Here is a 21,058-nt window from a genome sequence, read left to right on the forward strand (position 1 = left end):
TGCATCAGGTAACTGTTTGCTATAATATAACGACTATGAAACTCCAAACGCAAGTCCCCTTACAAAAAGCGAATAATCCCATAGATTATTCCAGTAAATTAGTATTATTGGGGTCTTGCTTTTCAGAGAACATTGGGGCAAAGTTTGATTATTTTAAATTTCGAACAACACAAAATCCTTTTGGAATCCTGTTTCATCCATTGGCTATTGAAAAGTTGATAACAAGAGCTGTCGAAAAGGAATACTATGGAGAAGAAGAACTATTCTTCCTAAACGATAGATGGCATTGTTTTGATGCGCATTCCAGTTTAAGCGATGTCTCTAAGGAAAAACTCTTGGAAAACCTAAATGACCAACTGGTAAAAACAGAAAAGCAACTTAGGCAAGCGACCCATATCATAATTACACTTGGTACGGCATGGACCTATCAAAAGAAGGAATGCGGTGTATCTGTAGCCAACTGCCATAAAGTACCACAAAAGAAGTTTGACAAACGTCTACTGACCGTAGACGAAATCACGATGAGCTTCCAGCGGATAGTTCATCAAATTGAAACTGTAAATGAAAAAAGTCAAATCGTTTTTACCGTTTCTCCGGTACGTCATCTAAAAGATGGTTTTATCGAAAACCAAAGAAGTAAATCACATATGATTACGGCCATTCATATTTTCATGGCTGATAGCTCTTTAGGTGCTAGGGGGATGTACTTCCCTTCTTACGAAATTATGATGGACGAACTTCGAGATTATCGCTTTTATGGTAATGATATGGTACATCCAAATGAATTGGCCATTAACTATATATGGGAAAGATTTCAGCAGGTTTGGATTTCGGAGACTGCCCATATCACGATGAAAATGGTAGATGAGATACAAAAAGGTTTACGGCATAAGCCTTATGTCGTTGCATCGGAACAACATCAAAAATTTTTGAAGGTGGTAAAGAAAAAAGTAGAAACACTGCAATCGGATTTCCCGTTTATAAGTTTTAAATAGGATTCAAAATCCTTAATAGATGCTCGGTAGTTTAATTGCATAAATATGAGAAAATGATAAAGTCACAGAATCTTAGAACAAAGTTGCTATTACTATTGATAATGACGGGTTTTGGCTTGGTGGGCTGTTCCTCAGATGCTAATAGCGGTATGGGCACAGATGAATTTTTAGAAGCCAGATGGGAAACAGGTGATTTTAGATCATCCCCAGACTTTAATTCAGTTTCCGCATCTAAAATTGAGTCTACCCGCTTTACAACATTACTGGTGCAAGGTTTGGATAATAATGGCGGTGCTGTGGTTATCTCTATATCCGAATATAATGGTACTGGGTCATATGATCTTGGTTTTGAAAATTCCAATGGAACCTCTGCAACGTATGCTACTCCTCTTATCACCTACAGTTCGGTTGCCGGTGAGGGAGGCGTTGGGACAGTATTGATAACCAATGACTTGGAAGGTGTAATTGAGGGGACATTCAATTTTACAGGAATAGAACTAGATGATATAATGTCACCTCTCACTATTCAAGACGGAAGTTTTTTGGCTAGGTTAGAAAATTAAGAATAAACGTAAATGAAAAAGGTTGCCGCGCTAGTTATTTTCGTTTTAGTTGGCTTGCTGGTCTTTAAGACTTGTGAAGACAAAAAAGAATCAAAATCCATACTGGAGGAGAACTCTATGCTTATCCAACAGCAAATTGATAATGTATCTAAGCTAATTGTTACGGAAGGTCATTTTGCGGAAGTATACAACTACAGGGATTCAAAAGAATTATTTGGGCCCTTGGTAACGGCAGATAAAAAAGCGCTGGTGGTGGTTAATGCCGAGGTTTTTATCGCTTACGATTTAACTAAAATAGCGTTTGATCTGGACGAAGCCAATAAAATCCTTTATCTAAAAAACATTCCCGAGCCGGAAATTAAATTAAATCCCGACTTCGAATACTATGATGTTTCTGCAGATTATCTAAATCCTTTTGATGCGGGTGATTACAATCAAATAAAACGAAATGTAACTACTTCTTTGTTAAAAAAAGTAGAAGCATCTAGTTTAAAGAGTAATGCTAAGAATAGATTGCTAAGCGAAATACAAAAATTTTACATTCTTACCAATAGTATGGGTTGGCAATTGGTATATGAGGATGTAGCAATAGACGATTTTAGTAAAGTGAAAATTAAGCCTTGATACTTGTTGGACTATCCATTAAAGAAAGTCCATCATCAATTAGGCGTCCCAAATTTGGATTATTACGTTTTACAAGCTCCAAGTGCTCTTTGATTTCCAATGCAAAACCTGTATCTCCATTGGCAATGGCTAGTTCGTATAACTCTATCGATAATAGCCAGTCTTTTGGAAAATGTTCCTTTACTTCTTTAAAGACTTTATTTCTGGAAATCGTGGTGTTTTTACCTTCCCTAAAATCACGTATTTGCTGGTAGTATAATTCTATTCCATTTATGGAATGGTCTTCATTATTGGAAATGGTTTTGCTTAATTCGTGGTCTATAAGATCGAAACTCTTTACATCTGCAGGGCCATTGAATGCGGAAACGATATGTTCTCCTATGGCCATGTTATAGAGCTCTTTTTCTGATTGAAATAGTATTTTTCCTTGATGGCTTACGGTACAATTCTCAAAAGTAATGAGAATGATCTGCCCTTGCAGGTTCCTGGTCCCAGTTATAATTTTACCACTTACGTTGATTCCGCCAACAAAATCCAAGGAAATAACTTCGCCTTCAAATATGTTATAAGCTTTTAAGTCCCTCGGACTCATTTCCTCAATAGCGATATTTATTCCTTTTAAACGGCCTATGGGTGAGCCAAAACCACTTGCGTGTTTATTTGTGTCTTGCCCCACCAGTTCCTTTTCCCGGAACGACAAGGCAGATTTTCCCGTAGTTTGAAAATACACCGGTTCGCCTTCATGTGCTATTACATATTCAAAATTACCTGAAACCTGAAGCCCTGTGCTAAGTTCTATAGTACCAAGTTCTTTAGAGTGTATCAGTTTTTGAATGCCTTGTAAGCCTCCGGTTCTGAGAGCCATAGTATTGGCAAAATCTTCTAAAACCTGATTTAAAAAGGCAAAATCCGGGGTAACAAATAGTTGCGGCTGCGGTTTGGTGATATCAAAAGCGGTATGGGCCGCCGCTATTGAATAGGGAATTTTTTTAACTTCATCTGTCATACACCAAGCACTTTCTCCAATTGAGGAAAGGAGGCCTGCACCATAGATCTTAGGGTTTTCAATAGTATTTATAAGCCCGTATTCCACTGTCCACCAATGCAGGTTTCTTATGAGCGCCATTTCGCTAGGTTCGCCCATATTTTCTTGTAGCTCGGCAATATGTTTTTCTGCGGTTTCTATTTGTAAAGGGTTTGTTCCCTTGGCTTCTTTAATAATAGAAAGGTGGCGTACCGCTTCATAGAGTTCAAAGTCTTTTGCGCTAGATACGGCCTTGCAGCCAATTTCTCCAAAACGTCTAAGGTATTCCGCATACTCAGGGTTGGCAATGATAGGTGCGTGACCAGCCCCCTCATGAATAATATCTGGTGCTGGCGTGTATTCTATATGCTCCAATTGTCGAATATCTGATGCAATCACTAGCACATTATAGGCTTGAAATTCCATAAATGCAGCAGGAGGAATAAAACCGTCCACAGCTACAGCAGCCCATCCCAAGTCCTTAAGGATACGGTTCATACCGTACATATTGGGAATATGGTCTATAGAAATCCCTGTTTTTTTTAGGCCATCCATGTAAGAAACGTGTGCGACTTGGCTGAGGTAATCCACATTTTTTCGCATCACATAGCGCCAAACCGCTTGGTTTATAGCCGTGTAATCGGCATAGTTTTGTGGCTTTATATACTGTTTTAAATGCTTGGGAAGTTTATCCAATATAGGATTGCTTTCATAGACTGGTAGGTTCATGGGCTAGAGGTTTAAAAGTTTACCATCCTTGTCGTAAAAGGCTTTAAAAGTAAAAGCTGTCGGGGAATCCCCTACTTTTTCATGTAGTTCTAATTTCTCTTTTGCCATTTGTAAGCTAGGCAATTCGCCTGCTGGTAGCCACCAGAGTACAAACTGAGACGTACCCTTCATATCGAACCACTTCTTTTTGTTTCGCAGAAAATAACTATGAACCGAACCGTAAACAAATCCCTTAAAGGAGTCTAAATCTTCCCAAAGACTTATGTTCACGGCCATCATTTCGTCTTTGAAAGGTGTTTCGATATAACTGGCGGACCTGCCTTGTTCGTCTTTCAAACGCCAAACAAACCCGGGACTCTCTTCTGCAAATTTATTTACCGGCTCCAAGAAATCGACGAATTCCTTCATTAATGGGTCCTCCAAATGGGCCTTAAAACGGGCTACGTTTACCTGTGCTAAGTAATGCATATAAACTATTTTATTCTAATAAAGATAGCTATATTGGACTAATTATTATTCGATATATTTATATTTAGAGATAATTCCTATATTTTAACCAAAATATAGGAAATTTATATTTATCCCATAGTATAGAAACTTTTAAACAGGAAAAAGTATGTCAGCACAGTTAGATACGATTGACCGTGGAATTTTAAAAATCTTGGAAACGGATGCGAAAACCGGAGCAAAAACTATTGCAGAACAGTTGGGTTTGACAAAAACTCCCGTATACGAGCGCATAAAAAGATTAGAGAAAGAGGGGTATATAAAGGGATATGTAGCTATTTTGGATACCGATAAAATAGAACGCAGTATAACAGTATTCAGTTTTGTATCTCTTGAGGCTCAGAAGGGTAGCTTCATGGACGATTTTTTAGGGCGGATACAACAATTGGAAGAAATAACGGCCTGTTATGTAGTAGGGGGAGAGTTTGACTTTCTATTAAAGGTTACAGTTAAAAACCTAGATGCTTATTACGACTTTGCGAAGTCTAAAATTGCTAGCCTGCCAAATATTGGTGCCGTAAAAAGTGCTTTCGTACTCAACGAGGCAAAAAATAATCAACGTTTTCCTTTGTTGTAGTTAAAAAAATCCAACAGCAGACCATAAATGATTGTTGTTGGATTTTATTTTTGGAATATGTAGTGCTTTAATTTGCCGCTATCCCGTTAGGAGGATATTGTTCCATTATTTGAGAAACAAACTCTTTTATCCGCTGTTCTTTTTTCTGTATGTTTTTGGTGTTGGCCAGCGTACCTTCGCCTTTTCCTTGCCATACAAGTTGTTTGCTTTTGGTGTCTACCAAGTCAATATATAAAGATCCTTCGGTACTGGTGCTTACCATGCCACCGCCTCCCCAGCCCCAGCCGAGTCCAGGTCCCCAGCCCCAGCCACCAAAACCTCCCCAGCCCCAGCCGCCCATTCCGCCCCAACCAAAATTGTTGTTGTAGACGTCTACGCGTTCCTGTTCTTTGGTGAAAATATTGATGAGGATATCTGGATTTTCAGACTTTACAAAACCTCTAGAAGTCATTTCTTCCTCTATAGCTCGTAGAATTCTTTTTTTGTCCAAATCGGAAATTTGCGCCTTATCTATTCCGGTTTTGTAGAATGCATACGATTTGTATTCATTGAAATTGGCCTGTTGGTCATAATCGGATAGTACGCGTACCGAGTTACAAGAACTAAGGAATACAAGGGCAAGCACTGGTAATAGTAGTAATTTTAAATGTTTCATAGACTTATTTTTTAAATTATCAGGGCCTCTTAATTATACTAAAATAACTTCAATAATCATGCCGAATTTATTGATAACTCACCTATGGTTTACTTTAGGGTCGTATCCATAGGGACAATGCCTACAGCCGCTTTCGCAACAATAACCACGCTTTAAATGAAACTGTTTGGTGAAAACACGATACCCCTCTTCACTCCAATAAAAATCCCCTTCTTCAATTGGTATTATTTCCTTCATCTATCTAAAGCTTATTCTCCGATAAAGTGTCCGACACCTTGGTTGTCAAATTATTTATTTTAGCTACTATTCTGCATTTTTACTAGGCATATAGGAACCTTAAACACATCAATTAGAATAAAGTTACTCGTTTTCTGTTGATAACCTTAATTCAAATTTCAGTTTTATGAGGAAATTAAGGAGTTTACCGGTTTATCGGAATTGTTGGGAAGAAAACCCAGTGTTTTTTTAAATCAAAAATTTAACATTTATCTTTGTTATAATAGCTTATAAATTTGCCTATGATATTGGTTTTCAGACATTTCTTCTATAAAAATTATGTGGGACTCTCTTTATGGCCTTTCATTTTTTTAAAGACCGATGCTCTTAAAGCCGATACCACGCTTATTAATCACGAAAAAATTCATTTACGGCAACAACAAGAATTGTTGATTTTGCCATTCTACCTCCTCTATCTTATAGAATGGGCATTGCGCACCCTATGGTATTTGGATAGTTACCGTGCATATCGGAACATTAGTTTTGAACGTGAGGCATATCAGAAGGAAAACCAACCCGATTACCTTGCCAAACGTAAACCATACAGCTTTATTAAATACCTTTGCAGCTGAAGTAAGACTGTTTGCAGAGCGTTAATCAATTTTTGAATCTTTCCATACTAGAGGAAAAAAATGTTACCCTTGCCCTAAAGCGAGAGGATTTAGTACATCCGAACATGTCCGGAAATAAATACCGAAAGCTAAAATATAATCTACAAGCTGCCAAAGAAAATGGCAGTGTTGCGTTAGTAACGTTTGGCGGGGCTTTCTCCAATCATATTGCGGCGGTGGCTTATGCGGGAAAGAATTGGGGACTAAATACTATTGGTGTCATAAGGGGCGAAGAGCTACAAGAAAACTGGAGCCAAAATCCAACATTGTTGCAAGCGCACAGGAATGGGATGGAGTTTAAATTCGTATCCAGACAAGTGTATAGAGAAAGGGATACCGCCGCATTCATAGCAGAACTAAAGAAACAATTTGGCGATTTTTACTTGGTGCCCGAAGGAGGGACAAATGCCCTTGCAGTTAGAGGTTGTGAAGAGATTCTGATGGAACAGGACAAGGAGTTTGATTTTGTTTGCACCTGTGTTGGCACCGGTGGAACGATTGCCGGCCTTATTAATACGTCCTATGAACATCAAAAAGTACTGGGTTTTCCCGCGCTAAAGGGCGATTTTCTTTCTGATGTGATAACTAAAATTACAACAAGTAATAATTGGAAACTGATTACAGCGTATCATTTTGGAGGTTATGCTAAAATTACGGAGGATCTTGTAAGGTTCATCAACAGTTTTAAATCAGAAACAGGTATACCCTTAGATCCTATTTACACGGGAAAAATGTTATTTGGGTTGTTGGATATGATTAAGAATGATAATTTTGTCAAGGGTTCCAAGATTCTAGCCATTCACACGGGTGGAATTCAAGGGATTAATGGAATGAACATCATGCTGAAGAAGAAAAATTTACCTTTATTAGTTATATGAAGCCCATAACGATTGCTAAATTTAAGGGTTTCCAATACCCAATCCCAGGCGTACAAAGGTGGCTCTAGTAAATTGGTATGCGATAATTTAATTAAATGAAAACAAAATTCTTGCTCTTATTGCTCGTAGGTTTTTGCACCTACTTTACGGGGTGTAAATCAAAAAAATCATATTCCGATTCGTTGCGGACCAAGAATGTCCGTGCCGAACGCCAAAAATCTAAGTCGGATGTTGCCGACACAAAATATAAAGTTGATACCACACTACCCACTGGTAACGGGAGGTTCCAACGTTTTGAAATTAACGACATATCGGAATATATCTCAACCTTTTCCGAGGTAGCCCAACGAGAAATGAAGGCTTACGGTATTCCTGCGAGTATAAAGTTGGCACAGGGGCTTTTGGAAAGCGGTTACGGCCAGGGCGAATTGGCTCAAAAGACCAATAATCATTTTGGAATCAAGTGCCATACCGGTTGGCAGGGGGATTATGATTTTCATGATGATGATGCTAAGGGAGAGTGTTTTAGAAAGTACAACCATCCTATGTATTCTTACCGGGACCATAGCGTGTTCCTTTCCACGCGAAGTAGATACGCTTTTTTGTTCGATTATGATACCACAGATTACAAGAGATGGGCAAATGGACTGCGCAAGGCGGGTTATGCAACGGATAAAAAATACCCCCAAAAGCTGATTTATCTTATCGAAAAGCATCAACTGTATCAATATGATAGCGATATGCCCAAATCTGTTTACGAAAACAACAGACCGGTTATTGCGGAGAATAATGCCGTACATATCGTTAAAAAAGGGGATACGCTCTATTCCTTATCTAAAAGATATTATGTCTCTATTGATGAATTAATGAAAATGAATCATCTAAGGAATGCTAACCTTGCCGTTGGTCAAAAATTGATGGTCAAGACGGCCAAATGAAATCCAAATCATGATATACAAAAGAAGTAGTGCCCTCTTCGCAGAGGCCAAAAAATACATACCCGGAGGCGTCAATTCCCCGGTAAGAGCTTTTAAGGCCGTAGGCGGAGATCCAATTTTTGTAAAAGAAGCAAAAGGTGCCTATTTGTATGATGAAGACGGTAATAAATTAATCGATTATATAGCCTCTTGGGGACCAATGATTTTAGGTCATGCTTACGAACCCGTCATAAATGCGATTATAGATAAGGCCAAAAAAGGCACCTCTTTTGGGATGCCCACCGAGATAGAAACCGAGTTGGCAAAATTGGCTGTGTCCATGGTACCAAACATCGATAAGATACGATTTGTAAATAGTGGCACGGAGGCCTGTATGAGTGCTGTACGTTTGGCACGTGGGTTTACGGGCAAGGATAAGATTATAAAATTTGCTGGATGCTATCACGGACACTCCGATTCTTTTTTAATACAAGCAGGTAGTGGTGCCGTTACATTTGGCAGTCCCAACAGCCCCGGTGTTACCCAAGGTACCGCAAAGGATACCTTGTTGGCGGCGTACAATAATTTGGAAGAGGTAAAAACTTTGGTAAGTGCCAACAAAGGGGAGATAGCCGCTATAATAATCGAGCCAGTTGCAGGGAACATGGGGTGCATTGTTCCTACGGATGAATTCATAAAAGGTTTACGAGAGGTATGCACGGCAGAGGGAATTTTGCTCATTTTTGATGAGGTAATGACCGGTTTTCGTTTGGGCAAAGGCGGTGCGCAAGAGGCACTGGGTATAGATGCCGATATTGTTACTTTTGGGAAGGTCATCGGTGGTGGATTGCCCGTAGGTGCCTTTGCGGCAAAAACCGAGATTATGAATCATTTGGCACCCGATGGCCCTGTATACCAAGCGGGGACCTTAAGTGGAAATCCATTGGCAATGAGCGCCGGGTTAGCTATGCTGACCGAGCTCAATGCAAATACGGATATATTTGAAAGTCTTGCCAAAAAAACTGCGTTTCTACATGAAGGTATTGGCAAGGCCTTGGGGCGTAAAGGAGTCCCGCACCAAATAAACCGTTTTGGAAGTATGATTTCCGTTCATTTTACAGATGAGCCTGTTGTAGATTTTGCATCTTCTGCCAAAGGAAATAATGAGCGTTTTAATGCCTATTTCCACGGCATGCTAAATCAGGGAATATACCTGCCGCCATCTGCATTTGAAAGCTATTTTCTAAACGATGCGCTTAGTTATGCAGATCTGGAGGAAACCATTGAAGCAGTTGTGAAGTTAAAATTTTAGGGGATTGATTCTCCTTTTTGAATGTCTTACAGAAAATTAACACGGAGGCTTCTCCTTATATTTGGAACAGGATTTAGTTATGTTTTAGTTTCCGTTCAAATCCATTAGTCAAGTTAAGGATATTAATAGTTAACAATTGAAAGGAACAGGATACTTAGTGCAGGCAACACTTATTCTACTTTGGTGGTTGGGTCTTACCATAAGTGACGTTTTTTTCAATGCATTTCAGTTCCCGAATATTAGTGTGCAGGCCTTTAATTCTTTTTTTGCACCGGATATTGCCGTAATCGCTTCACTTTCAATACTTCGCTCTTACAAGAATAGTAAAGCACTAGAGTTTATTATTTTGGGCGGGTTCGCATATGGGACACTTTATTGCATCAATGCAGCGCTACTTACCCAAGGGGGTTATCTTTCTACAACGCTAATGACTTTAGGACTGTTTTACAATGTGTTTTTAGTTTTTCAAGATTATATATTTCGGGAATCTGGGTCTACCAGTACTGCGGTAAATGGGTCAAAAACTATAATTCAGATTGTATGTGTTTGGGGTATAACTTTAATTTTTTTTCCATGGATGCTTACGGAGGCCTTCGGCAAAAAATTTATTCCATACAATACAACCTCGCTAGTGTCCGGACTGGTCCTATTAATTATTTCTAGTGCATTAGGTCTTGCTAGCGCTATGATTATGGTTAAACTAGGGAGAGGAACACCTTTGCCCATAAATCAAACCACAAAACTGGTAATTGCAGGTCCATACAGGTATGTGAGAAATCCTATGGCAATTGCCGGACTAGGCCAAGGAATTGCAGTAAGTCTAATTGTAGCCTCGGTTCCAATTTTTATCTATGCCCTTCTTGGCGCAGTTTTATGGCAATGGGTAGTCCGCCCCATCGAAGAAAAAAATATGGCAAAAAGGTTTGAACCCGAATATTCTGAATATAGGAAGAACGTGAGGTGTTGGATTCCTAAAGTAATCAAGCCTTCCAAATAGTCTTTTACGTTGCTATTCGTAACCCAGATGAACTTATGAGTTAATCAAAACTTAATTAAGGTCCATACTCAAAAATAGTAGGGCAGAAATGGTAAAGCTATTGTTGGTTTACTACTATCCTGTTAGCTCATAACTGTTATCTAGTTGCTATGGTGACAATTATTACGCTTTTAAATAGTATTTTTAGGACTACTATCAAACAATCTACAAACCAGCTACAAATGTCGGAAAAACAAAAAAGGGCATCAGCCTATTGGAAAGAGAACGTAAGGTATTTATTCATTCTACTCGCCATTTGGTTTGCGGTATCCTACGGAGCGGGAATCATCTTCAAGGACGCTTTGAACAACATTAGCCTTGGGGGCTTCAAACTCGGTTTTTGGTTTGCACAGCAAGGCAGTATTTATGTATTTGTCATTTTAATTTTTATCTATGTCCACTTAATGAACAAATTGGATAAAAAATACGGCTACGACGAATAATTACCAATCTTAAACCCCAATACCATGAATGATGTTCAAATTTGGACTTACGTCCTTGTCGCCTTGACATTTAGTCTTTACATAGGTATTGCCATTTGGGCCAGAGCAGGTTCTACCAAAGAGTTTTATGTGGCGGGCGGCGGCGTTTCCCCATTGGCCAATGCTATGGCCACCGCTGCGGATTGGATGTCCGCTGCATCCTTTATTTCCATGGCAGGTATTATTGCTTTTTCGGGTTATGATGGCTCTGTATATCTTATGGGATGGACGGGAGGTTATGTGCTGCTTGCGCTCCTTCTTGCACCATACCTAAGAAAGTTCGGTAAATTTACAGTACCCGATTTTATTGGGGATCGTTACTATTCCAATTCTGCTAGAATGGTTGCCGTTTTCTGTGCCTTGCTCGTATCCTTTACCTATGTAGCGGGACAGATGAGGGGCGTAGGTATTGTATTTTCAAGATATTTAGAGGTTGATATAGAAACAGGGGTAATCATAGGTATGGTCATTGTACTTTTCTATGCCGTACTTGGAGGCATGAAAGGTATTACCTATACTCAAGTGGCCCAATATTGTGTATTGATATTTGCGTTTATGGTACCGGCAATTTTTATATCCATTCAAATGACAGGAAACCCTATTCCGCAAATAGGTATGGGTAGTACCGTAAATGATGGTTCGGGGATGTATTTATTGGACAAACTAGACGGACTCTCCACCGAACTGGGTTTTGCGGAGTATACCTCTGGCACTAAAAGTTTAGTAGATGTATTTGCTATTACCTTGGCACTTATGGTGGGTACGGCAGGTCTACCGCATGTAATTGTTCGATTCTTTACCGTTAAGAAAGTTAAGGATGCCCGTAAATCTGCCGGGCTGGCTTTGTTATTGATCGCGATCCTTTACACTACTGCACCGGCTGTGGCTGTTTTTGCTAGAACCAACATGATAGAAACGGTTAGTGGAAAGGATTATGATAGTATGCCGGTTTGGTTTACTAACTGGGAGACAACAGGTTTAATTTCTTTTGATGACAAAAATGGAGACGGCAAAATACAATATGCTGCTGATGCCATGGTAAACGAACTAACGGTAGACCGCGATATTACGGTACTGGCGAATCCGGAGATTGCTAATTTACCGGCTTGGGTTATTGGTCTGGTAGCGGCTGGTGGTTTGGCTGCTGCATTATCTACTGCCGCGGGATTACTTTTAGTGATTTCATCTTCTGTGTCCCATGATTTGGTAAAGAAAATAGTTCTTCCCAATATTTCAGAAAAAGGAGAATTATGGGCTGCCCGTGGTGCTGCTACCGTAGGCGTGGTGATAGCTGGTTATTTTGGTATTAATCCGCCAGGTTTTGTAGCCGCAGTGGTCGCACTTGCCTTTGGATTGGCTGCAGCATCTTTTTTCCCTGCTATCGTATTGGGTATCTTTTATAAGAAAATGAACAAGGAAGGTGCTGTTGCCGGTATGGTCGTAGGTATTTTATTAATGCTTTTTTATATGCTAAAATTCAAGTTCGGTATTTTTGATGGAGGTAAGGAAGCCGTTGCCGGCTTACAAAGTTCTTGGTGGTTTGGTATATCTCCAGAAGGCTTTGGCTCTGTTGCCATGGTTGTGAACTTTGTAGTGTCTATAGTTGTTAATCAATTTACTCCGGAGCCACCTGCCGAGGTACAGGAAATTGTAGAGAATATCAGGATACCTAGTGGTGCAGGAGAAGCATCATCGCATTAATGTTTCATGATTGGTAGCTGGTCGAAAAGAGGGACTATTGGTTTCCAAATTCGATACTTTTATATTTATATTTATATCAAATAATGACGGATACTCATTTCTATAATCAGTTAATAGCATCGAAACTTAAAAAAATCCGACCTATATGAGCAATTATCATATCAAACATTTGGAAGAGTACTATCAAGTATACCGTAAGTCGGTTAGAAATCCTGAAAGTTTTTGGGACGAAATCGCAGAGGAACATTTTCTGTGGCGAAAAAAGTGGGATAAGGTGCTTGAGTGGGATTTTTCAAAGCCAGAGGTGAAATGGTTTCAAGGGGCCCAATTAAATATTACGGAAAACTGTATAGACAGGCACTTGCACATACGCGGAGACAAAACGGCCATTCTTTTTGAGCCCAACGACCCAAAGGAGAAAGCGCAACATATTACCTATAAGCAGCTGATGGAGCGCGTCTGTAAAATGGCAAATGTGCTTAGTGATAAAGGAATAAAAAAGGGGGATAGGGTCGTTATTTACCTTCCCATGATTCCCGAGTTGGCCATAGCCCTTTTGGCTTGTGCAAGAATCGGTGCGGTACATTCCGTTGTTTTTGCAGGATTTTCTTCTACGGCTGTGGCCACTAGGGTTAACGACTGTGGTGCAAAAATGGTGATTACCTCAGACGGTTCTTATCGTGGTAAAAAAACAATCGATTTAAAAGGAATAGTGGATGACGCCATGGACCACTGTCCAGATGTTAAAAATGTATTAGTCGTAAAACGTACCAATTCGAAAGTTAAAATGAAAGAAGGTAGGGATGAGTGGCTCGCACCATTAATGGACGATGCGTATGCCGATTTCCCACCCGAGGTTATGGATGCAGAAGACCCATTGTTTATATTGTACACATCTGGTTCTACAGGTAAACCTAAAGGGATGGTGCATACCACTGCAGGATATATGGTATATACAGCCTATACGTTTAAAAATGTATTTCAATATCGCGAAAATGATGTGTATTGGTGTACTGCCGATATTGGGTGGATAACCGGTCACTCCTATATTGTTTATGGTCCTTTAGCAAATGGAGCAACTACCGTTATGTTCGAGGGCGTGCCTTCATATCCAGATTTTGGGCGTTTTTGGGACGTGGTTCAAAAACATAAGGTGACACAATTTTATACTGCACCAACTGCTATAAGAGCTTTGGCCAAAGAGAATCTTGATTTTGTGAATTCCCATGACCTTTCGAGCCTTAAAGTATTGGGTACTGTAGGAGAACCCATTAATGAAGAGGCCTGGCACTGGTATAACGATCACGTAGGGGATAAGAAATGCCCTATTGTAGATACCTGGTGGCAGACCGAAACTGGTGGTATTTTAATTTCTCCAATACCTTTTTCAACACCTACTAAACCCACCTATGCTACCTTGCCGCTGCCAGGTATACAACCAGCGCTCATGGACGAAAATGGCTCCGAGATTACCGGCAATCAAGTAGATGGTAGGTTGTGTATCAAATACCCTTGGCCATCTATGGCACGTACTATATGGGGCAACCACCAACGCTACAAAGAGACTTACTTTACAGCATTCAAGGATAAGTATTTTACAGGTGATGGAGCCTTGAGGGATGAGGTAGGCTATTACCGTATCACTGGCCGCGTAGATGATGTTATTATTGTTTCTGGTCATAATTTGGGTACGGCACCTATTGAGGACGCCATTAACGAACACCCCGCCGTGGCAGAATCTGCGATTGTTGGTTTTCCTCATGATATTAAAGGAAACGCATTGTATGGGTATGTAATGTTGAAGGAAACGGGCGAGTCTAGAGATCGGGAAAATTTGCAAAAGGAAATAAATCAAATGATTACCGAACATATTGGGCCTATTGCCAAGTTGGATAAGATTCAATTTGTGGATGCGTTGCCCAAAACCCGGAGCGGTAAGATTATGCGACGTATTCTAAGGAAGATTGCATCTAAGGATACCAGTAATCTTGGTGATACATCTACCTTGCTAAATCCTGAAGTAGTGGAAGAGATCATTAAAGATTCTTTGTAACTAACTTTTATTTACCATAACCTAAAAAGTCTGTCTCGTTTCAATAAGTCGTTGAGTGTGGCAGGCTTTATTTTTTCTATTATCCGAAGAAAAGCAATGGCAGTAATATAGGCATCTCCAAGCGCCGTATGCCTATCTTTTTGCGAAATATCGAACGCCTTGGCCATATCGTCCAATGTGCTATGACCATTCGATTCATTTCGCTTTGACCTACTAAGTGTTCTTTGGTATAATCTGGAGGTGTCCAAAGTCTTGTTCCGTAATTTGGGAAGTCCGTTTCGTTTCAATGCTTTGTTCAGCATAGTAACATCGTATAGTGCATGATGTGCTACTAAAACAGCGTTTTCCAGAAGTTGTAAGGTTTTTTTTAAAGCTTCCAATTCCGTAATCGTAGTTTTTTTTCCACCTTTTAAAATCCCATGTATTTTTACCGTTTCCGCATTGTATTTGGTTTGGTCTACAAAAACTTCAAAAGCTTGTTTTGGTCGTATCGATCTATTTTTCAGGATTAAGGCGCCAACGCTAAGTATCCGATCTTCATTCACACTAAAACCGGTAGTCTCGGTATCTAGCACCACAAATTTGTTGTCCTCTATTTTTTGGGGCAATCCATTGTTAAAGGATGCTACATAGTGGTTCCAGAAATCGGGGTATGTCTTTTTTTTGAACATATCAGCGCATTCTGGAGGTCATGAACCTAATAGAGATAACCTCTTGAATATCCTTGATGGAAGAAAAGGTTCTTTTTAGTTTCATTCGTTCCTCTTTGTTAAGTGTTTCCAAAGAAATAAAGCGGCCTGAATCGTTGTGAGCAAGCCCTTGTCTTGTGCGGAATTTTAGAAGTGCCTTACTGGCATAGGAACAGGAGAGATATAATTCTGCGTTATTCGGCTCCAATACAGCCATTTTTTCATAGCGTTGCCACGTATTATTTATTCCTTTTACGTTTTGGGATAGAATAAGTACTCTGGCTGCATCTATCAAAGGCATCAAGGCCCTGCGTTTTAAATCGAAAAAATCTTTGTGTTCACCATCTTGTTCCACTAAAAATTTTCGAAAGAAACCCGAGGGCGATGGGTTCTGCAATGCACCGCTAGCCAAATGTGTAAGGAAAATGGGATAGTTGCTCACTGTTTTAAAAATATGGGAAGAGAGTTCGTCCGTAAGATCTTTATTGCCATATGTAAGATTATAATCAAAGAAAATAGAGGATAAAAGCACTTCGTCCGGTCCTGGATTGGTAATCCATTTTGTAGTAATCCGTTTAAACTCATCTACACTTAAGCACCATTTAGGATTGGAGGCCATCATATCTGCAGGGCAGTAGGCATAACCAATTTTATGTAGGCCTTTTGTAATTAGTTTGGCTAATCGTAAATAGTAATTGCGGGTTTCTTCCATTTTGGCAACTGTAACAGTCGCAAACACTAAGGCATTATCCTGATCGGTGTGCAGGAGTTGTTCACTTCTTCCTTGGCTTCCCATAGCCAACCAAGCAAACTCTGTCGGCGGTGGTGTATCCATCTGTTTTAGCGAGAGCCTTATGACCTGTTTTGTGCAGGCATCGTTTAGCTCGGATATTATTTTGGAGGTAAGGTTCATGGGAATGTTTTGCTCCAAATATCCCTTTAACAAATTCATTACCCCTTTTCGTATAGGTTTTAACTCGTCTATTTGTTGGCAGCGTTTGGTTGCCTTAACCAAAACCGCGGGATTGTTGCCCAATGAAAGCATGATATCATGTTTTGAAAGCACACCAATAGATTTTGTATTGGGCGTTCCGTCTTCGGTAAGCACAAGATGGCTGATACCGCTTTTCATCATGGCCATTTGTGCTTGGGTAATGGTTAAATTGGTCGGATAGGTAATGACGGGAGTGGACATGATAGTTTTAGCCTTGGCCGAAATGGGGACGGTTCCTGTGACCACTTTGTTTCTGAAATCCTTATCCGTAATAATGCCTAAAGGGAGCCCGTCTTTCTCTATTAGCATAGCTCCAATTCCTTTTTTTGACATTTTCTTGGCAATGGTCTGTATTGGTGTTCCTGGGTTGGCACTGGTAATCTTAGAGCTGAACTCAACCGGTTGCACATCTAACAATCGTGACCCGGAGTTGTTTGGGTTAAATTGGGCGCTATCACCCAAAAGTTGCCCTTTATGGCTATTAGAATATGGGTTCCGTGTGTTGGAGGCAAAACTTTCGACCAAAAAACTACCTACGTCAACATTTTCTTTTATAAATGGTTTAAAAAGTGCGATGGGAATAGCATATAAAATACTTTCTTCTTGGGCTTTGGCCTGCAGTTTATAGTTTTCATTCGCCATTAATGGGCGTAAGCCAAAAATATCACCCTCATCACAAATATCTAATGTGATACCGTCCTCCTTACGTATAAGCCCTATGGCGCCTTTGTGAACTACATAAAAAAAAGGATGGGGAGCGGAACCGAATTCAAAAACTACGGCATCTTTTTCCTTATATAAAATTGTGATTTCTGGTGAAAATGCTTGTAATTCTTCTAGTCTTAAATAGGAGAACGGTGGAAATTTCTTTAGAAAATCAGCAATTCTATCTGAAATTGAATTTTGCATGAAATAAGGTACAGAAATAAGTTTTGGCACTAAAATTTTTTCTTTAGAAAATCGATAACTAATTACGTACTAACTTAAAAGTTGTTAATTAAGATAAGGGTTTTTGCTAAGATTTTATTAGTTGAATATGAGTAATTGCCGTGATTCAAGGGTTATTTTAAAATTAAAAAAGCGTCACATTTTTTCAAATGTGACGCTACTAGGGTTGCTGTTTATGGGCTTGATTTTTATTTTGTAGATATGTAGGTGTTAGGGTGAATCACTTTCCTAAAAATTTTGGGCAGGGTATTCAGCAACTAGGGTGGTATCTTTCATTTTACCTCTATCTGTAAACACTTCAGAATTACTTTCTATCGCAGCATAGTACAGTATAGATGCAAGAACAAAACAACTTAGATAGATTAAACTTTTAATTTTATAGGTCATGATTTGGGGTCTTATAATTTAGGGACAAAGATAAAACACACGAGAACCTGTAAAAGTCTATCGTTGTCTAACAGACTTTGATTAATGATGAATGACTGTAAACTGTAGATAAATGGAAACAGTTAACGGATGTACCTTCGCTTGGTTTGTAGTTATTAAAATAAGGTGTTTAACCGTATTGCTTATAACAAAAAAAGCGCGGCTCATGGCCGCGCTCTAGATTGGGTAGAAGTAGGTCTTACTAAATCAAATCTGTTACAAATCGTTGGCCTCGTTATCTGCTACGGCATTTGTTTCTGACATTTCAATTTTTTCTGAAAGTTGATTTTGGTTGTCTTCAATTGTCGCATGATAAAAGACCGAGGCAAAAACAAAACAACTTAGATATATGAGACTTTTTATTTTAGTATTCATGTATTTGGGGGTTTTTAATTACATGATAAAAGTAAGGCGCTTAGAAACGCGAAAAAGCCCATTGTTGTAAAATGGGCTTTTTGTGATGTTAAATCTACTTACGTTGTGGTTTAGGAAAAGCGCTCGTCGGAGATATGTGTATTTGAACGACTTGTCATCAAAAACCTGTGTTATCGGATTTTTATTTTGGCTCCAGAATCATGTCTATTCTTTCCGAACTATCTTGTAAATGATATTTGCTCATTCTGTCGGATGTTTTAGGAACTGCATTTCTGATAGTTCTTTTTAATGCGTTCAGCTCTGCCCTTGCCAAAGAACGAATATCGGACTGACTCGTGTTCACTGCCGTAGATTTCCGATATCCTCCACGGTCTGGTTGTTTACTTTGGTTCTCTGCTGTCATCAAATAAGCTAAACGGTCAATGTGCGCTTTTTGAAGATTTCTTCTGTAGGTATCTATAGCGCTACCCCTTGGAAGTTCTGACCAGATGCCTCTTCTTAGGTCACTCATCATCTCTAATAGGGTATACGCTTCAGAACCATTCGCTATCTCGTTTTCTATTAGTCGGGCCATTTTCCCCAAACTTAAGGTATTGTTCAAGGTTCTAACCTGCATGGAACGAATGCGTTCTACAAAACCTGAATACTGAGTTTTACTAAAAATATCATGATCTAGTAACCATTCGGGCGTTTTGTATAGTTCGTTTTGTAGAAACGTTGCACATTTTTCCTGATGCGCTTTGGGAACGTGGGTATATACGGCTCCTTCTTGGTCATACGTTTTATGGTGTTCGTAAACACCCCCAATATTATTGGAAACATGACCCATATATCTATTTAGCTGAGAGACTATCTGTCCATAAAGCGTTTCTAAATCATCATAGTTTTTTCCATCTTCTTTAGTCCATTCTACTAATTTTGGAACGATACGTTTTAAGTTAGCTATCCCATAGGTACTTGCCTTTACGGCATCGTCTCCTAAATCTTCGGTCTGCGAACTAGGATCTACAACATCTCCCACTTGCTGATGGCCAAAGCGGTATAGCGGGTCTCCGGCGTGTTCTAAAATCCAATTGTCCAACGTCTTTTTTTCTTCTTCGGCAGACATATCCAGTATAGGCTTGTACCCCCATTTAATAGCATATTTGTCGTATACGCCGATGTCTGGCATCAAGGCTACTCCTTCGTCGCCCGGTTGGGCAATGTAGTTAAACCGGGCATAGTCCATAATCGATGGAGCGGTACCATACTTTTTGGTGAAACTTGCTGAGCGCAAGGAATCTACAGGGTATGCTACACTGCTTCCCATATTATGTGGAAGTCCTAATGTATGTCCTACTTCATGGGATGAAACAAAGCGGATCAGCCTGCCCATAACGTCATCCTCAAACGCAACACCTTGGGCGTCTGGATTAATAGCAGCTGTTTGAACAAAATACCAATTTCTGAGTAAGGACATTACATTATGGTACCAGTTGATATCGGACTCTAATATTTCTCCCGTTCTTGGGTCACTCACATGAGGGCCATTGGCATTTGGAATCGGTGATGCTAAATACCTCACCACGGAATACCGAACATCTTCAGGAGACCATTCCGGGTCTTCCTCGACGGTTGGAGGGTCTTTGGCTATGATGGCATTTTTAAAACCTGCAGCCTCAAAGGCAACCTGCCAATCCTCAATTCCTTGTTTTATGAAAGGAACCCATTGTTTTGGAGTAGCTCTATCAACGTAGTATACAATCTGTTTTTTTGGTTCGACTAGCTCACCTCGCTTAAATTTTTCGATATCGGCATCTTTTACTTCTAAGCGCCAACGGTCTAAAAAGGTTATGGTTTTACTTTCCTGTGCATCTAGTCCATAATCTACCTGTCCTCTGGCAAACCAGCCCACGCGACGGTCAAAATACCGTCTTTTCATAGGTTCCGCAGGCAATAAAACCATGGAATTGTTGATTTCAACAGATATAGTACCTAAGCTACTGTTGCTAGGCGGGTTACTTGCTATGTATGTTTTAACGTGCCGTGCCTCTACATTTAGCGGGTAACTCTTTATACTTTCAATGAAGCTCTTATCGCTATCCAAACGAGTTACTTTATATCTTTTTCTATAAAATTCTGGCATTCCCAATGCTTTGGTGTCCTTGTTTAGCATATCGTCCACCTCAATAACAGTAGCGTCTGCATCAGGATTTAGCGAATCTTTTTTAAATGCCTTAATATCAAAGGCAAAAAGAACGGGCTCAAAGTTGGAATTTACCACCGCTTCATGCACGGGTAATGAATCTGCGGCGACAACATCGTGCGAAACCACACGTAGCAGTACTTTTTTATCTCGTTTTTCCCACCGTAGCACTTGTGTATTAATTTTTCCACCTCCAAAACCTATTTTTGAAGCGGTTTTAGAAATACGGCTTACCATTAACATTTCTCTATTGAAAAGTGAATCTGGAATTTCGTAGTAATGTTTATCTTCTACTACATGCACATCAAAAAGGCCAATATCGGTTTTGGCGTCCTTGGTAATGACTTTGTCATAGGGTTTTATAGCGTCTTTATTGGGTTTTTCGGCAGCTTTCTCGGTCTTCTTTTTTTTCTTTTTAAAAAGTTGCGCTTCTGTAGTTTGATAACTAAAGATAAACAGTATTGCGAGTAGGGGAATACGTAGTTTTTTAATCATTTTGAC

Annotated in this window: 20 protein-coding genes; 12 read left to right on the forward strand and 8 right to left on the reverse strand. The window is 39.6% G+C overall.

Features of this window, described 5'->3' with window-relative positions; all coding sequences use genetic code 11:
- Positions 1-35: 35 nt before the first annotated feature.
- From MS6x_RS13720 to MS6x_RS13730, 3 genes are read left to right on the forward strand one after another with little or no spacing between them, the layout of a single operon-like run.
- Entirely contained in the window at positions 36-995 is a 960-nt protein-coding gene (locus tag MS6x_RS13720; RefSeq protein WP_482603000.1) for a GSCFA domain-containing protein, read from the forward strand.
- 53 nt (positions 996-1,048) lie between these two features.
- Positions 1,049-1,558, forward strand: a complete 510-nt coding sequence (locus MS6x_RS13725) for a DUF6252 domain-containing protein (RefSeq protein WP_482603002.1) — start codon at positions 1,049-1,051, stop codon at positions 1,556-1,558.
- A gap of 12 nt (positions 1,559-1,570) precedes the next feature.
- Entirely contained in the window at positions 1,571-2,182 is a 612-nt protein-coding gene (locus tag MS6x_RS13730; protein WP_482603004.1) for a DUF4230 domain-containing protein, read from the forward strand.
- Here MS6x_RS13730 and MS6x_RS13735 read toward each other — a convergent pair.
- The gene (locus MS6x_RS13735) at positions 2,172-3,935 is read right to left on the reverse strand and encodes an aromatic amino acid hydroxylase (RefSeq protein WP_482603006.1); all 1,764 of its coding nucleotides are present in this window, start codon (positions 3,933-3,935) and stop codon (positions 2,172-2,174) included. The genes MS6x_RS13730 and MS6x_RS13735 overlap by 11 nt on opposite strands.
- A gap of 3 nt (positions 3,936-3,938) precedes the next feature.
- Complete coding sequence (locus MS6x_RS13740) at positions 3,939-4,403, reverse strand: DUF3291 domain-containing protein (RefSeq protein ID WP_482603008.1); 465 nt, start codon at positions 4,401-4,403, stop codon at positions 3,939-3,941.
- A 148-nt stretch (positions 4,404-4,551) separates the two neighbouring features.
- Between MS6x_RS13740 and MS6x_RS13745 the strand changes: the two genes are divergently transcribed.
- Positions 4,552-5,019 (forward strand): Lrp/AsnC family transcriptional regulator, encoded by a 468-nt coding sequence (locus MS6x_RS13745; RefSeq protein WP_482603010.1) that lies wholly within the window; start codon positions 4,552-4,554, stop codon positions 5,017-5,019.
- A 67-nt stretch (positions 5,020-5,086) separates the two neighbouring features.
- Here the strand turns inward: MS6x_RS13745 and MS6x_RS13750 are convergent, their stop codons facing one another.
- Positions 5,087-5,674, reverse strand: a complete 588-nt coding sequence (locus tag MS6x_RS13750) for a DUF4136 domain-containing protein (protein WP_482603012.1) — start codon at positions 5,672-5,674, stop codon at positions 5,087-5,089.
- Positions 5,675-5,752: 78 nt separating this feature from the next.
- A complete protein-coding gene (locus MS6x_RS13755) occupies positions 5,753-5,911 on the reverse strand; it encodes a C1orf53 family protein (protein ID WP_482603014.1) in 159 nt (52 codons plus the stop codon).
- Positions 5,912-6,192: 281 nt separating this feature from the next.
- On the opposite strand from MS6x_RS13755, the gene MS6x_RS13760 reads away from it, so the two are divergent.
- The 8 genes from MS6x_RS13760 (at position 6,193) to acs (ending at position 14,940) form a co-directional block, all read left to right on the forward strand.
- Complete coding sequence (locus MS6x_RS13760; RefSeq protein WP_482603016.1) at positions 6,193-6,522, forward strand: hypothetical protein; 330 nt, start codon at positions 6,193-6,195, stop codon at positions 6,520-6,522.
- Between the two features lie 11 nt (positions 6,523-6,533).
- The gene (locus MS6x_RS13765) at positions 6,534-7,439 is read left to right on the forward strand and encodes a 1-aminocyclopropane-1-carboxylate deaminase/D-cysteine desulfhydrase (protein ID WP_482603018.1); all 906 of its coding nucleotides are present in this window, start codon (positions 6,534-6,536) and stop codon (positions 7,437-7,439) included.
- Positions 7,440-7,534: 95 nt separating this feature from the next.
- The gene (locus MS6x_RS13770; RefSeq protein WP_482603020.1) at positions 7,535-8,377 is read left to right on the forward strand and encodes a glucosaminidase domain-containing protein; all 843 of its coding nucleotides are present in this window, start codon (positions 7,535-7,537) and stop codon (positions 8,375-8,377) included.
- Positions 8,378-8,387: 10 nt separating this feature from the next.
- On the forward strand, positions 8,388-9,668 hold the full coding sequence (gene hemL / locus MS6x_RS13775) for a glutamate-1-semialdehyde 2,1-aminomutase (protein WP_482603022.1): 1,281 nt from the start codon (positions 8,388-8,390) through the stop codon (positions 9,666-9,668).
- A gap of 136 nt (positions 9,669-9,804) precedes the next feature.
- On the forward strand, positions 9,805-10,665 hold the full coding sequence (locus MS6x_RS13780) for a methyltransferase family protein (protein WP_482603024.1): 861 nt from the start codon (positions 9,805-9,807) through the stop codon (positions 10,663-10,665).
- A 221-nt stretch (positions 10,666-10,886) separates the two neighbouring features.
- Complete coding sequence (locus tag MS6x_RS13785) at positions 10,887-11,147, forward strand: DUF4212 domain-containing protein (RefSeq protein ID WP_482603026.1); 261 nt, start codon at positions 10,887-10,889, stop codon at positions 11,145-11,147.
- A gap of 24 nt (positions 11,148-11,171) precedes the next feature.
- Positions 11,172-12,887 carry a sodium:solute symporter family protein gene (locus MS6x_RS13790; protein WP_482603028.1) on the forward strand — a complete coding sequence of 572 codons (1,716 nt, stop codon included), beginning with the start codon at positions 11,172-11,174 and terminating at the stop codon, positions 12,885-12,887.
- A gap of 145 nt (positions 12,888-13,032) precedes the next feature.
- On the forward strand, positions 13,033-14,940 hold the full coding sequence (gene acs / locus MS6x_RS13795; RefSeq protein WP_482603030.1) for an acetate--CoA ligase: 1,908 nt from the start codon (positions 13,033-13,035) through the stop codon (positions 14,938-14,940).
- 11 nt (positions 14,941-14,951) lie between these two features.
- On the opposite strand, the gene MS6x_RS13800 is transcribed toward acs, so the two are convergent.
- From MS6x_RS13800 to MS6x_RS13815, 4 genes are all read right to left on the reverse strand, one after another.
- Positions 14,952-15,611, reverse strand: coding sequence for a 3'-5' exonuclease (locus MS6x_RS13800; protein WP_482603032.1), 660 nt, complete (start codon positions 15,609-15,611; stop codon positions 14,952-14,954).
- Position 15,612: 1 nt separating this feature from the next.
- Positions 15,613-17,532, reverse strand: a complete 1,920-nt coding sequence (locus MS6x_RS13805) for a DUF294 nucleotidyltransferase-like domain-containing protein (protein WP_482603034.1) — start codon at positions 17,530-17,532, stop codon at positions 15,613-15,615.
- 681 nt (positions 17,533-18,213) lie between these two features.
- Positions 18,214-18,372 carry a hypothetical protein gene (locus MS6x_RS13810; RefSeq protein WP_482603036.1) on the reverse strand — a complete coding sequence of 53 codons (159 nt, stop codon included), beginning with the start codon at positions 18,370-18,372 and terminating at the stop codon, positions 18,214-18,216.
- A gap of 181 nt (positions 18,373-18,553) precedes the next feature.
- On the reverse strand, positions 18,554-21,052 hold the full coding sequence (locus MS6x_RS13815) for a zinc-dependent metalloprotease (RefSeq protein ID WP_482603038.1): 2,499 nt from the start codon (positions 21,050-21,052) through the stop codon (positions 18,554-18,556).
- Positions 21,053-21,058 lie beyond the last annotated feature (6 nt).

The sequence above is a fragment of the Maribacter sp. MS6 genome (assembly GCF_056839185.1).